Source organism: Kocuria sp. U4B (assembly GCF_054875615.1).
In genome coordinates this window covers 2,070,319-2,082,482 of record NZ_CM142180.1, presented here as the reverse complement: position 1 = coordinate 2,082,482, position 12,164 = coordinate 2,070,319, and the positions used below count along the sequence as shown (strand labels likewise).

Annotated in this window: 15 protein-coding genes; 7 read left to right on the top strand and 8 right to left on the bottom strand. The window is 68.9% G+C overall.

The features are described 5' to 3' along the window. Positions 1-152 precede the first annotated feature (152 nt). Complete coding sequence (locus ACYSMR_RS09870) at positions 153-635, bottom strand: hypothetical protein (protein ID WP_461744914.1); 483 nt, start codon at positions 633-635, stop codon at positions 153-155. A gap of 436 nt (positions 636-1,071) precedes the next feature. On the opposite strand from ACYSMR_RS09870, the gene ACYSMR_RS09865 reads away from it, so the two are divergent. Both ACYSMR_RS09865 and ACYSMR_RS09860 read left to right on the top strand, forming a co-directional pair. After that, entirely contained in the window at positions 1,072-1,770 is a 699-nt protein-coding gene (locus tag ACYSMR_RS09865) for an HNH endonuclease family protein (protein ID WP_461744912.1), read from the top strand. Positions 1,771-2,251: 481 nt separating this feature from the next. Further along, positions 2,252-2,821, top strand: coding sequence for a CGNR zinc finger domain-containing protein (locus tag ACYSMR_RS09860; protein WP_461744910.1), 570 nt, complete (start codon positions 2,252-2,254; stop codon positions 2,819-2,821). Between the two features lie 129 nt (positions 2,822-2,950). Here ACYSMR_RS09860 and ACYSMR_RS09855 read toward each other — a convergent pair whose 3' ends face one another. Further along, positions 2,951-3,691: an alpha/beta fold hydrolase gene (locus tag ACYSMR_RS09855; protein WP_461744908.1), complete on the bottom strand. Its 741-nt coding sequence runs from the start codon at positions 3,689-3,691 to the stop codon at positions 2,951-2,953. Between the two features lie 73 nt (positions 3,692-3,764). Here ACYSMR_RS09855 and ACYSMR_RS09850 point away from each other — a divergent pair, with 73 nt between their 5' ends. The 4 genes from ACYSMR_RS09850 (at position 3,765) to ACYSMR_RS09835 (ending at position 7,135) form a co-directional block, all read left to right on the top strand. Then, the gene (locus ACYSMR_RS09850; RefSeq protein ID WP_461744906.1) at positions 3,765-4,463 is read left to right on the top strand and encodes a helix-turn-helix transcriptional regulator; all 699 of its coding nucleotides are present in this window, start codon (positions 3,765-3,767) and stop codon (positions 4,461-4,463) included. A gap of 499 nt (positions 4,464-4,962) precedes the next feature. Further along, complete coding sequence (locus ACYSMR_RS09845; protein WP_461744904.1) at positions 4,963-5,361, top strand: hypothetical protein; 399 nt, start codon at positions 4,963-4,965, stop codon at positions 5,359-5,361. A gap of 357 nt (positions 5,362-5,718) precedes the next feature. Next, positions 5,719-6,141: a hypothetical protein gene (locus ACYSMR_RS09840; protein WP_461744902.1), complete on the top strand. Its 423-nt coding sequence runs from the start codon at positions 5,719-5,721 to the stop codon at positions 6,139-6,141. A gap of 154 nt (positions 6,142-6,295) precedes the next feature. Next, complete coding sequence (locus ACYSMR_RS09835; RefSeq protein ID WP_461744900.1) at positions 6,296-7,135, top strand: hypothetical protein; 840 nt, start codon at positions 6,296-6,298, stop codon at positions 7,133-7,135. A gap of 164 nt (positions 7,136-7,299) precedes the next feature. On the opposite strand, the gene ACYSMR_RS09830 is transcribed toward ACYSMR_RS09835, so the two are convergent. Together ACYSMR_RS09830 and ACYSMR_RS09825 are read right to left on the bottom strand one after the other, a co-directional pair. Continuing rightward, positions 7,300-7,824 (bottom strand): cupin domain-containing protein, encoded by a 525-nt coding sequence (locus ACYSMR_RS09830; RefSeq protein WP_461744899.1) that lies wholly within the window; start codon positions 7,822-7,824, stop codon positions 7,300-7,302. A 670-nt stretch (positions 7,825-8,494) separates the two neighbouring features. Beyond that, complete coding sequence (locus ACYSMR_RS09825) at positions 8,495-9,184, bottom strand: DUF6994 family protein (RefSeq protein WP_461744897.1); 690 nt, start codon at positions 9,182-9,184, stop codon at positions 8,495-8,497. A 764-nt stretch (positions 9,185-9,948) separates the two neighbouring features. Between ACYSMR_RS09825 and ACYSMR_RS09820 the strand changes: the two genes are divergently transcribed. Beyond that, the gene (locus ACYSMR_RS09820) at positions 9,949-10,155 is read left to right on the top strand and encodes a cold-shock protein (RefSeq protein WP_461744895.1); all 207 of its coding nucleotides are present in this window, start codon (positions 9,949-9,951) and stop codon (positions 10,153-10,155) included. 129 nt (positions 10,156-10,284) lie between these two features. Here ACYSMR_RS09820 and ACYSMR_RS09815 read toward each other — a convergent pair whose 3' ends face one another. From ACYSMR_RS09815 to ACYSMR_RS09800, 4 genes are all read right to left on the bottom strand, one after another. Then, on the bottom strand, positions 10,285-10,461 hold the full coding sequence (locus ACYSMR_RS09815; protein ID WP_461744893.1) for a ParB family protein: 177 nt from the start codon (positions 10,459-10,461) through the stop codon (positions 10,285-10,287). Between the two features lie 263 nt (positions 10,462-10,724). Next, complete coding sequence (locus tag ACYSMR_RS09810) at positions 10,725-10,997, bottom strand: hypothetical protein (protein WP_461744891.1); 273 nt, start codon at positions 10,995-10,997, stop codon at positions 10,725-10,727. Positions 10,998-11,111: 114 nt separating this feature from the next. Then, positions 11,112-11,597, bottom strand: coding sequence for a GNAT family N-acetyltransferase (locus tag ACYSMR_RS09805; RefSeq protein ID WP_461744889.1), 486 nt, complete (start codon positions 11,595-11,597; stop codon positions 11,112-11,114). A 282-nt stretch (positions 11,598-11,879) separates the two neighbouring features. Then, on the bottom strand, positions 11,880-12,113 hold the full coding sequence (locus ACYSMR_RS09800; RefSeq protein ID WP_251333875.1) for a hypothetical protein: 234 nt from the start codon (positions 12,111-12,113) through the stop codon (positions 11,880-11,882). Between the last annotated feature and the right edge of the window lie 51 nt (positions 12,114-12,164).

The following is a 12,164-nucleotide window of genomic DNA, read 5'->3' as shown; positions in this document are numbered from 1 at the left end:
TGGATGCAAATCGATGTATCGGATGGTAGGTAGCATCCCACGCCGATCAGAGCGGGAGTATCCCCACTTGTGCAGCACGGGCCGGTTCACGCCTTCGATGCGGGCAGCGCCACCGTGCCCACCCTCGGCTTCGACGCCGAGCTCGGGAGATGTCACTCCCCCCGGAGCGTGGCCTCATAGAGGGGGGTGAATTGCGGCGTCGCATCCATGGGGACGTCCGGGCTGAAAGCGCGGTAGCACTTCAGCCGCTCCGCGGCGGCGACGTACTCCAGGCCGATCTCGCTCTCCTGCGGGGGCTCTCCGGTCAGCTCCAACCAGTAACCGAACCCTTCCCCCACCATCCCGGTGTCGGCGCGCACCACGAGGGCGGACAGCGCCGGCAGGCGGCGCCGGCGGCAGCGCTGCAGCACTTTCCCCAGGACATTGCCGATCCAGTACCGCTGCTGCATCTTGGTGGTGCGACCGGTGTTCTCGACCACCCGCTCGGCCAGCTGCGTATAGGTGATGTAGCCGCCGTACTCCGTGGCGACTTCTTCACTGAGAATGCGGACCGCTTCCTCGGCCCAGATGTGCAGCTTCTGCTGGTGCGGAAGCTCGCCCCTGGTCTTCGTCCCTGGCTGGTGGACCATCCCCATGCACCCCTTACCCCATACCTTTGTGTTTGCGAACATAAACATACTCACCGGTAGGGACAATGCCACGGGACTGCCGACAGATGACGCCCGACGACCTGGCCTCACGCTGGACTAACGAGAATCCCCCATCACCACCCGGCGAAACACGATGCTCCCCTCGTCCCTGGGGCGCAGGACAGACGACCCCCGAGTGAGGGTCGAACCTCACCCCACGTGCGCCACCCAGGGCGGGCCCCGGCGAACGGGCAGCCTGCGACGTGGGCTGATGCCACCTTGGGTTGGGAGCGTCGCAACGGTTCGCCGTCCTGTTGATTTATTGAAGCCCAGGCCAGCTTGTAACTTTCATGCATTTTTGTTGGCAAACCTACCGGGGTGTGACCATGAGGGGCGCCTGATCCGGCGCCTCGTTCCACGCTCTCTCCCTAGGGGTTCTTCCATGCCGGCCAGTGTCTTCTCCCGCACCCGTTCCCGGGTCTCCTCCTACGCCACCGCTGTGGCCGCCACCGGCGCGGTGGCCGGTCTGCTGCTCACCAGCCTGGCCGTGCAGGCCGAGGCCGCCACCACCTACAAGGCCCCGCTGCGCACCGCGGTGAAGTCCCTGCCCGTGGCCACCGAGTCCAACACCGGCTACGACCGCGATCGCTACTTCGGGGACTGGAAGGACGCCAACGGGGACTGCCAGAACACCCGCGCCGAAGTCCTGTACAACGAACGCAAGGCCGCCGTCTCCTACACCACCGCCAAGCGCTGCACCGTGAAGAGCGGCAAGTGGGTCACCTCCTGGGACAACCGTACCCACACCTCGGCCTCGGCCGTGCAGATCGACCACACCGTGCCGGTGCACGAGGCGTGGGGGTCGGGGGCGAAGAAGTGGTCCCAGGCCCGCCGGGTGGCCTTCTACAACGACCTGGGCGACTCCCGCACCCTCAACGCCCAGACCTCGGCCCTGAACTCCTCCAAGCAGGCCAAGGGTCCCGAGGCGTGGCTGCCCCCGAAGAACCGCTGCACCTATGTCACCCAGTGGGTGGCGGTGAAGATCCGCTGGGGCCTGAAGGTCGACAGCGCCGAAAAGGCGGCGCTGACCAAGCTCGCCGCCTCCTGCCCCAACACCACCCTTTCCGTCACCAAGGCCTGAGCGCGGCAGTCCGGGAACGGCAACCGGACCGGGACCCCCGCCCCAGCCACCGCGCCGGGGCGGGGGTCCCATCCTCTCCGCACCGACCGTTTCCAGGCACCGGCTCACCCCGGACCATCAGCCTCCGGTGGTCGCCGGCGCGCCGTCGCCTCGCCTGACTCAGGGAAGCTCAAGCTGCCCGATGACCGTGGTCAGGTCGTCGTAGCGGTGCTCCTCGAGGATCAGCCCCTCGGCGTCCATCCGGGTAGGCCGTGAGCAGCCCGTCCAACTCCTCCCGCACCGCTGCTGGGCCCCGTAGCGGGTCGAGGTACTGCGGGTCCTCCAGACAAACGTCCTGACGGTAGTAGCCCATGTAGGTGTTCAGGTCACCGGTGATCCTGGCGACCACTCCCGCCTCGACTGCCCTGTCACGGGGAGGCACACACAGGGGGTGGGTGCATCCGTCCCCGAGGCCAGCCTCTCCCCCACCTAGGCTCGCAACATGGACCTGATGGAGGCCACCGAGGCCGTGCTGGTGCTGATCAACACCCGCCCGGTGGGGCGCCGCCCCGATGGGCTGAACCGCTGGTCGGACCTCGGCCCACTGGTCGACGAGCTCACGCCTCCGCGCCGCACGGGCAATCCGCCACCGGCTGATGGTGCCACGGCGGACATTGCCGAGGCCCGCCGCTTGCGCGAGGCCCTCACCGCTGTCGTGCTGGCGGACTCCCCGGCACGGGCGGCGGAGTGCCTCGAGGAGCTGGCCGCCGCCCACGGGACGGTCGACCACACCCCGGGCGGTCACCGCTCGGCCCACGCCGTTTCCGGCAGAGGGTCGCCCGTGGCCGAGCTGGCGGCGGCCGTGATCCCGTTGTTGCACCAGGCGGTGGCCGCTGGTGTGCTGGAGCGCATCGGGGTCTGCCCTGATGCGGTCTGCCGCACCGTGTTCCTGGACCGCTCCCCGGCGCGGCGTAGGCGTTACTGCTCACCGAGGTGCGCCACCCGCGCCCGCATGAGCCGGCACCGCCAACCACCTCCTCCGGTGGGGCGGAACACGCTCACCCCAGGGTGAAGACGAGGATCCTGGAGCAGCTGATCTGGACAGCCGGAAGGTTCTCCCCGAGATGCCCTACAACCTTGGGGTCCGAGACGTCGGGGACCACGTCGGACTCGGCTGACCCCTTCCGGTGGGACATGCAGTTCAGTTAGTTCGAGAAGCCTCCGACTGAATGATTTTGGCGAGGTCGTGGGGACGGCTCCACATGGGCCAATGCCCCGTCGGGAGGTCGATGACGTCGAGGTGTGCGAGGTTCGCGACGTCGGCGAACAGGGGATGGCCACCTTGGGCCAGTTCCAGCACCTGCGCGCTGGGGATCGAGCAGCACACCAAGGTGGTGGGGACCTTGTGACGGGCGTCGTTGGTGAGCGTCACGGGCTGGCGAAGCACGGGACCGGGCTCAGGGACGGCCCGGGCGCGAAAACGCTCGAGGGCCTCGGCGCTGAGGCCCTCGAGGCTCGCCTGCTGCGCGAGGACGTCGAAGGACGGCAGCGGAAGCTCCTTCACCGCCTCCGGGAGGTCTGGGGCGAAGGCGCTTCCCGGCGCCACCGGGCCGGAGTCGACCCACACCACCCGATGGACCAGCTCAGGGTGCCGGTCAAGGACAAGACTGACGGGGGCGTTCGCCCCGCTGTGAGCGACGAGTGTCACGGGCTGATCCTCGGAGGCTCCGAGTCCAGTGAGGACGTCGAGGACCGCTGCGACTTGATCGGCGAGAGTCTTCTCCGCACGCTCAGGATCGTCCGCGTCGAGACCGGGCAGCGTCATCGCGATGGCACGAGCGTGGTCGGTGGTCAGGTGTTCCAGGACTTCGTCCCACGCCCAGGCGCCCAGCCAGTGGCCGGGGATGAGAAGGATGGTCGGATTGCTTGTCGTCGTGGTCATGACTCCACCGTCCTCGGGGCTACGGGCAGGTGTATGTCACTATTTGTGTCATGAATGTGCGGCGGGCTGGACGGTGAAGCGAGCCGAACGACTCCATGCCCTGTCGGAGATGCTGCGCCGTAACGGATCACGGGGTTGTTCCGCCGGGCGGCTGGCGGCAGAGTTCGGCGTGTCCGTGCGCACGGTCAAGCGAGACCTCGCTGCGCTGGAGAACAGCGGTGCACCCGTCTGGTCGCGCCCCGGTCCGGGCGGTGGCTACGGATTGGCCGTCGGCGCGTCCCTGCCGCCGGTCAGCCTGTCCCCCGCGCAGGCCGTGGCGCTCATGGCGGCGGTGTCCGCTGCCCCTGATGCCCCTTACGCCGATCTGGCCGCAGCCGGGGTCCAGAAGATTCTGGACGTCCTCGATCCCCGGACCCGAGCGCGAGCCGAGGAGCTGGCGGGCCGCGTCTGGGTGAACGCGCTTGTCTCCCCGTCGCGCACGGTCAGGTCGGCGCTGGAGGAGGCGATGGCGCAGCAGCGAGTAGTCCGTATCCGCTACACCTCGGCAGAGGGGACCACGACCACCCGCGACGTCGAACCCGTGCTGTTCGCTTCCACCAACGGCCAGTGGTATCTCGTGGGGTGGTGCCGACTGCGCAACGCGATGCGATGGTTCACCGTCTCGCGCATCGCGCGGGCCAGCGTCACCAGGACGGCGTGCGCCGGCCATACCGTCCACGAGGTCGGAGAACCCCCAGCGAACGCCAGACCGGTGCACGGTCGGAGCGAGTGAGTCACTCCATCAACGCCTCCGGTCAATACGAATAGCGCACCGGGTGGCTCACCCCGGTGAAGGGCAGGAGGTGACCACGCCAGGTCCCCGGCGTGCCGGACCGGGCGGGATGGTATCCCCGATGCAGCGCGCCGATGGAGGGACGCAACTGGGGACAGCATGCACAGTGATCTTTCTTCCTCAACGGGCTACGGTCGACACATCACGCGGGGCGGCCGGTCGGGGGCTGGACCGCCCGACGTGGATCGTGTCAGGGCCGACCGGTCGGGGGGCTGGGATGGGCTGGGATGGGCTGGACATCGATCATGGTGCCGCCGTCCTGGTGGCCGGGAGGCGGGTGACCGTGTGGTCAGTCGTTGGGGGACGACCCTTCCACCACCAGGACGGCGGCCCCCGTACTTCCTGAGCTCATGACGTTCTGACCTCACGGGCGCACCGGCCCCAGACTCCTCCCTCATCTGCCGTGCCGGCACGGCAGCCGAGACGAAAGGGGACGCGCGTGCACCCTGCCCACCGGCCCGGCACCGAGGTCGCCGCCTCCACCTCGGACCCGGCCGCCCGTGCGGCCGCGTTCACCGCGCTGCGCCCGGCCCTGAACGCTCTGGCCGCCGAGGCCGGTGCCGACTCCAGCCTCAGTGCCGAGGCCCGCCGGGTCCTGCGCGCCGTGACCGGCACCGGCCCCGAGGACACGCCGGCCCTGGCCGCTCTGGCCGCGCGCGCCAGCACGCCGAAGTCCCGGATCGGCGCTGCCCTGGGCGAGCTCCAGGCCCACGGCTACCTGGCTCGCCTCACCGCCATCGCCCCCCACCTCACGGCCGCACTGCCCGCCCTAAGCCCCTGCCCGGAATGCGTCCTCGGCGGCGACCACGGCGCCGGCGCTACTTCCCGCCTCTTGTGAAGAGGATGCGCCGGCCGCTGCCCGATGGCCGGGGCCGGCGGAGGCTGGTGAGGAAGAGTCCACACCCAACAAGCCGGAAGAGCGGCAGTAGTGGTCCGTCGACCACGCACTACCGGGATCGAGCAGAGCCACGGATTAGATGGTCTTCCACCGCCTGCCACTGCAGACCAAGCACGCCGGGGCTGAGGTCGACGCCCTGCAAAACGGCCGTCGTCACATGGCTCAGCTTGCTTCCCTGGCCATCGACTGTGCGCTTATTCTGAGGAACTATCATTAACCCTTGTCAGACCGGGCAAAGCGGCCCAGGCCCAGACCGCCCCCGGTCCACGATTTTTCAACCGCACACGGGAAGTTGGCATGACCCCCTCCACCCCCCGAGCCCTGGCCGTCGAACTGCGCCCCCACTGCCCCACCCACTGGGTCGCCACCTACTACCCCATGGTGGACACCCCCGCCGGCCGCTGGGCCGATGTCACCTGGACTCTGCACCAGCACCTCATCCCCGCCACCGAGGAAGCCCCCGCCTCGGTACGGTGGCTGGATCTGCGCAGCCCCGACCCCGGCCACCCCAGCTACGCCGGCCACCCGGCCTGGGCCCACCCGTTGGCCGCCGGCTACACCGCGGCACTGGAGGTCTACCACGCCGAGGCCACCGAGGAATCTCTCTCCCCCGAGGAGGCACAGCAGCTTCGAGCCGGCACCGTCGTGGTTCCGGCCGGACAACTCTCCGAGTGGGTGCTCGACGACCTCGAAGAGGAGACCTCGGGCCTCCGCGGGTGATCCCGCGCCGCTATCGCGCTCAGGCCACCCAGGCCTCCACTCCGCACGCCACCTATTCCATGGCAGGAATGCGGGGACCCTCCCGTTCCGCATCGACTGACGGGTTGATCACCGACACCAACGCTCTGCGGCGGCAACCCATTACAGTGACGCCATGGAGGAGCTGCTCTACGAGGACATGATCCCGGTCCAGGCCGCTGACGCGTTGGACGAGTTCCTCACCGAGCGGCCCGCCGCACTGGAGCGGCTACGCACCGCGATGGCCGCCTATGGCCTAAATCCACATGCGCTGCTTGATGGATCCGTGGAGTCGGCGGCCCCGATGTGGGAGTGGATCACTGCCCGGGCGGCCGAGCTCGGCGTCGACCCCCGGTCGCTGGACCAGGATCCGACTCGTTCCGGATGGCCCAGCTGGGCCCGCCACGGGATGCTCGTGGACCCCCACCCCCCGGCCGAGACGATCGCACTGGTCGACGGGTTCACCTCCTACCTCGCCCAAGTCCTCACCACCGCGGTCCCCGAGGCGCAGTGGCTGGTGGGGGAGCACCTGATCGGCTGCTACCCGCTGCTCAACTACCCGGTGCTCACTGCTAACCACCACCAGGTCTTTCTGCCGGCGATGCCGCTCTACAGCGCCTACCAGTCCGCCCACGGCCGCGACCCCATGAGCGGGACGGAAATGCGCGCGTATGTCCAACGCACCATCTCGGCGCTACGAGGTGAGGGCCCGGTGGCCGAGGCTACCCATGAGCCGCTGGTGACGGTGGTCGCCGAGGTTGACTGTTTCGACGTGGGGCTACGGGCCGACCTCGCCGCGGACCACTCGAACCTGGTGGAACAGATGATCGCCGAGCTCACCGACCGGGACGGCGTCGAGGCGGTGCACCGTTACGGCCCGGAGGCCCTGGTGGTCGACGCCCCAAACTGGAACGAGACCCGCTTGAAGCTGTGGTGCACGCTGTGGCTGCAGCGCCACCTCCACACCAACCGCTGAGCACAGCCGCACTTCACCGCCCACAACACGTCTTAGTTCGGGGATGTTTCACCACCACATTGCCTCACACCCTGTGGCTTAAGAGGCGCCTACCTTATGAGCAAGGGCGCACGAGCGGATTCCATTGCGCAGCCAGTGGTCGGCAACCGCGGATCCTGGGCGGCTTAGCGGGCGACCGGCCGCATTTCCGGCGGTGGGGTCAGCCCGAAGCGCCCGATCAGCTCAGGCATCGACTCCAGGTCCATCTCGAGTTCGTACCGGTCGCAGGCGGCCAGCAGCTTCTCCAGGTCCATGTCCCGGTCCGGGCTGTAGTACTGGGCAATCTCCTGGAAGAACTGCTCGAAGCCGGCCGGGGAAATGATCTCCAGCAGCCGGGCCCGCTCGGGACCGGGGTTCCAGAAGGTGTGCCACTGGCCGCGGGGTTTGAGCACCAGCTCCCCGGGCCCGGCCTCGAAGACGTCCTCGCCCAGCAGTGCGCCCATCCGGCCCTGGAGCACCACGGTGTACTCGTCCTCCCGGGTGTGCCGGTGCAGCGGTGCTGCCAGCTCCTTGGGGTCCAGGTAGTGCTCCACGATCGAGAGCCGGCCCTCGCTCAGCTGAGGAGGCAACAGGGTGCGGGCGGTGAGCGGGCCCATCAGCGCGGTGTGCCCGACCTCGGGCCCGACCGGGCCGTAGACGATGGTGTCCATGCCACCAGGCTCCCCCCACCCACCGGTCCAGGTGCAGCCGGTGGGGCAGGTCGTGGTGCAACCGTGACCCGATGACCGTTCGTGAAACCCCTCGCGGTGCCGGGCCCCGGCTGCTGTCCTGATCGGGCTCTTCCCCGATGAGTGTGGGTCGGTGGTGGCGCCGAGTGCGTGTCCTAGGGACGCAGAGAGGCCGGGACCTCCAGGAGGGGTGGCTGCTCCCACCGTTCTCGCAAGCTTCGACGTGCCTCCTGGTACGTGCGCGCCGGCGGACGTGCTTTCCGAGCTCCCCGATGTCCACGTGTCCACGTGTCCACGTGTCCACGATCCAGCGTCACCGGTCCTCATTCGCCGCGGTGGTGGAGACCGTGCCGTCGCTCGTAAGGTGCTCCTGTTGCGGGGTTCTTGCCGGTGGCCACGGCTGCCCACCGGAGCCGCCACCGGTGTCCTCGAGACCAGGCGCCGACGCACCGGCGGCTTCCGCAACTGCGACACCTACCGCCTGTGGGCACTCCTCGCCGGAGGCGGCCACCGATCCTGGCGGCAGACCGCAGCCCACACTCACTCTCTGCAGAGCCGCTGTGCACGCTGCAGGGCTTCGACGACGTCGGCGGCGAGGGTGGCACGGTCCGCCGCAAGGACCGGGACGCCTCGGTGAGCTCGTGATCCGCCTCTAGGGTTGTGCGTCGATCCTGCGGTTGCGGCAGGTGATGAACTCGTTGCTGAGCCGCAGATACGCCAGGTACTCGTCCGCGTTCTGCGGTACGGCCGGGGTGCGGAAGTCCTCGAACCGGTGGAAGAACCGGATGGTGTCGCCGTCCTCCTCCACGAGGTCCTGCAGCAGGAAGAACTCGACGTACCCGGCGAAGTCCTCGAACAGGGCGAAGAACTCTGCATACCGGTCCAGGACACCGGCGAGAGGGCTCGGCTCACGACGGTAGTGGCGCCGGATGCACTCCAAGGTCAGGTCGAAGCGATCAGCGATCCGGGGATGGCATCCGCGCGCACCATTGATGGTCATCTTCTTGTCGATGATGTTGCCCGGGAACACCAGGGTGCTTCCGACCGTGTAGCCGCGCCAGTCAGGCAGCTCGCTGTCCGGGATCTCGCGCAAGACTTTGGCCGCCCGTTTCCGCAACCGAGTGGTGATGGCGTCGCTGGACAGGCGGAAGACCCCCAGAGGGGATCGGTGCGTGAGGTACGAGCGGGGTTCAGGGGCGAGGTCGAAGCGCGCGCCGGAGGGCAGCTCCTTGCTCCACAGCAGCTGGTGATGCTTGCGCAGGGTCGGGCTGAACCGGTCAGGGTCTCTGCCCGGTGGAGTGTCCGAGTGGTAGTCGAAGGACGGATCAACGCCTGAGGTCATGAGGTGCCCCCGTTCGATGCATATGCACGGTTAGCGGCCACAGTAGCGGCACGGGGTCCTCATCAAGGGCGACCTGCCCGGCTACGCGGCCACGGCCTTCACATGGGCGTCCGCAGCTTCACCCCGGTAACCCTGGCGGCGGTGCAATCTCGACCCCTACCTGGCCTCCGGTCCGCTGTCGTCCTGGCAACAGGCATCTCCTGACACGCACCGTGACACGCACCGTGACACGCACCACGATTAAAACGCCGACCCACACTCACCCATGAACGCCTCTACCCACACCCACCCATGAAGGATCCCTTATCGACGGCACGACGGCGTGCGGGCAGGTGGACCCGATCCACACCCCAGGGGGCGAGCTCCAGGACGAGATGCGCCACGCCGTGCTCACCGTCTTCGACTGAACCATGAGGCGCCTGCCCTCAGGGGGCCAGCGGGCGGCCAGCTGCTACAAGGTCCTCACCGGAGGCCATGAGAGCGCCGGGGACGTCTGTGCTGCGCTGGTGACCGCCATCTTCGAGGCGGTGACCGGGCATCCGGCACCCTGGTTGCACGCAGCACACCACGACAGCCTTGTGGGGCGCCCGGCCACACCACGAGGCGCCCACCGGTCATGCAGGGACGCGCAGGCACCCGGTGCGCGGCGGTCCTGTCCGGGCCCCAGCACCTCTGTCAGGCCGGCCATGCACGCGTATCACGTGCACGAGCCCCCGAACCTTGGGGACGGCTCGGCTTTACTGCAGGAAGACAGGTACTTAGTGATGACTACTGGTGTGGTCAAGTGGTTCAACGCCGAGAAGGGCTTCGGCTTCATCGCCCCCGACGACGGGTCCGCCGATGTATTCGCGCACTTCTCGGCGATCAACTCCGCAGGATTCCGCTCCCTGGAGGAGAACCAGCGGGTTCAGTTCGACGTCGAACAGGGGCCGAAGGGCCTGCAGGCGGCGAACATCACCGTCATCTCCTGATAAGACCTCACGGATTTCCTCCGGGGATCCCTGGCGCATTGGAGACGCTCAGGCGCCCTTGAAGGGAATCGCTACCCAGCCCTCGGGCTGGGCAGCGATTCCCTTATGCGTCCACACCCCTGGCGAAAGTCAGCGTCCCAGGGGGCGGCCCTGGGGCAGGCCTCGGGCACCAACTGCGGGGAAGGGCCGGCCGTCGTTGTACTTGGCCTCCAGCCGCTGCACCTCGGCCATCACGGCGGTGTTGATGAAGTCTGACAGCGACCGGGTGCCCTCGGCCACCTGGGTGTGCAGGATGCTCCCGCGCACCCTCGCGGTGTCGGCGGGGTCCTGGTAGAAGGAGACCTTCGTCGGGTACTTGCTCTTCTTCTCCGGCGCAGCAGCGGCCGACCGCTCCTGTGCTGCCGGAGCAGCTGACGCTTAGGGTGCATGTTCGGCCGGGACGGGATCGGCCGGTGGTGGGCGACCGGGGCGCGCCAAGCCGACCAGAAGGCTGCGGCCGAGCGCGAGGCGTCACCGGCCCTCATGTGAGCGGGACGGCGAGCGCGGACCGGCACTCCCGGCCCGCGCCGTCAGGCGGTCCATCCCAGGACCTGCTCGCCGAACCACAGGAGCCCGAACCATGTCGCGGCGGCCACGACGGGCACGAGCAGCACCAGGTAGGACCTGGTCCGCACCAGCCGCACGCCGGCAGCGGTGAGGACCACCCACCACACGAGCAGCAGCGCCACGGCCCAGAGCGGCGCCACGAGGCCGCTGACCAGGTAGAAGTACCCGGCCACGAGGTGGGCGAGGGCGGCGACCACCACGGCGGCTCCGAACCCGGCCTGCTTCCACGTCGTCATGCACGAACTGTGAGCGCCCGGCGGGGGTGTGCGCAACTGCGAACCCCGGATCGGCGTGTCATGACCGCCCGCGTGGCCCGCAGCCGGGCCGCTCGGGCGGTCACGGCACGCTCTCTAGAGCACGCGGCTGTAGAACACGGTGGGCAGCGGGGTGAACCCTGCCGTGGCGTAGGCGGCCCGAGCGGAGGCGTGCGCCTCGTCGCCCCCGGTGCTCGCCCAGGCCACGACACAGCCCGCCGCGCGCATTGCCTCGCAGGCCGCGTCGATCAGAGCCCGGCCGAGGCCGGTCCGTTGACGCCTGGGGTCGACGGCGAGCAGCGTGATCTCTCCCTGCGGTCCGGCCGGGCCGGGGTGAGTGCTCCACGCGGCGTAGCCGGCAGGGGTGCCGTCGAGGTCGGCGACGAGGAAGCGGTGCTGGTTTCCCGGACCGGTGAGCTCCACCAGGGTGTCGCGGTAGTCCTGTCGCCACTGCCCGTTCTGGCGGGCGAACAGTTCGTCACCCAGCTGCTGCCGGATGCCGTTCTGGACGGGCTCGAAGGCGCGGACGGTGAGGTCGATGAGGGTGTCGAGATCGCCGGTGCGGAAGGTGCGGAGGAACATGGTCCGTCTCCTGTGACGTGCGGAAGCCCGCGACCGGGAAGCATGCCGCGGGGAGGATCCGTGTCCGAGGCGGGAGGGCCTCGGCGGGCTCAGGAGCGGGTGCGCGCGGCGGCGGAACACATCACCTGTCCACCATATCCAGGCCCAGCGCACCACGACAGGGCGTCCTCGATCGCGCCGCCCGAGGGGTTCGCCGTGTGGAGGCTGGACACTTCCGCGGGGCCGCTCAGCACGTGGTCGATGTCCGATGACCCGGCCCCGACCGGGGTGGTTCCCCGGGTGTCAGCAGCACTCGCACGAACCGCCCCGGCAGGCATACGCGGTGTACCCCGCCCACCACTGGGCACCGCGGTCCCGGTCCCGGGCGACCAGGGCCGCGAAGCTGAGGGCGGAGACGGCAGCCACCGCCCATCCGGCGGTCGACCGCCGGGACGAGGGCGGCGCCTTGATGCCCAGCACCATGCCGAGCAGGACGGCCAGGATGTGCAGGGGGCGGGCTTCGGGAATGTATTCCACAGGATGCTCCTGACGTGGGAAAACAGGGGGTGAGAGCGACATCGTCCCACG

What these genes read in the sequence shown, in the direction of transcription:
- ACYSMR_RS09835 (WP_461744900.1), top strand. Translation starts at nt 6,296, where the DNA reads ATGGAGGAGCTGCTCTACGAGGACATGATCCCGGTCCAGGCCGCTGAC.
- ACYSMR_RS09840 (WP_461744902.1), top strand. Translation starts at nt 5,719, where the DNA reads ATGACCCCCTCCACCCCCCGAGCCCTGGCCGTCGAACTGCGCCCCCAC.
- ACYSMR_RS09830 (WP_461744899.1), bottom strand. Translation starts at nt 7,824, where the DNA reads ATGGACACCATCGTCTACGGCCCGGTCGGGCCCGAGGTCGGGCACACC.
- ACYSMR_RS09870 (WP_461744914.1), bottom strand. Translation starts at nt 635, where the DNA reads ATGGGGATGGTCCACCAGCCAGGGACGAAGACCAGGGGCGAGCTTCCG.
- ACYSMR_RS09820 (WP_461744895.1), top strand. Translation starts at nt 9,949, where the DNA reads ATGACTACTGGTGTGGTCAAGTGGTTCAACGCCGAGAAGGGCTTCGGC.
- ACYSMR_RS09810 (WP_461744891.1), bottom strand. Translation starts at nt 10,997, where the DNA reads ATGACGACGTGGAAGCAGGCCGGGTTCGGAGCCGCCGTGGTGGTCGCC.
- ACYSMR_RS09865 (WP_461744912.1), top strand. Translation starts at nt 1,072, where the DNA reads ATGCCGGCCAGTGTCTTCTCCCGCACCCGTTCCCGGGTCTCCTCCTAC.
- ACYSMR_RS09860 (WP_461744910.1), top strand. Translation starts at nt 2,252, where the DNA reads ATGGACCTGATGGAGGCCACCGAGGCCGTGCTGGTGCTGATCAACACC.
- ACYSMR_RS09805 (WP_461744889.1), bottom strand. Translation starts at nt 11,597, where the DNA reads ATGTTCCTCCGCACCTTCCGCACCGGCGATCTCGACACCCTCATCGAC.
- ACYSMR_RS09825 (WP_461744897.1), bottom strand. Translation starts at nt 9,184, where the DNA reads ATGACCTCAGGCGTTGATCCGTCCTTCGACTACCACTCGGACACTCCA.
- ACYSMR_RS09855 (WP_461744908.1), bottom strand. Translation starts at nt 3,691, where the DNA reads ATGACCACGACGACAAGCAATCCGACCATCCTTCTCATCCCCGGCCAC.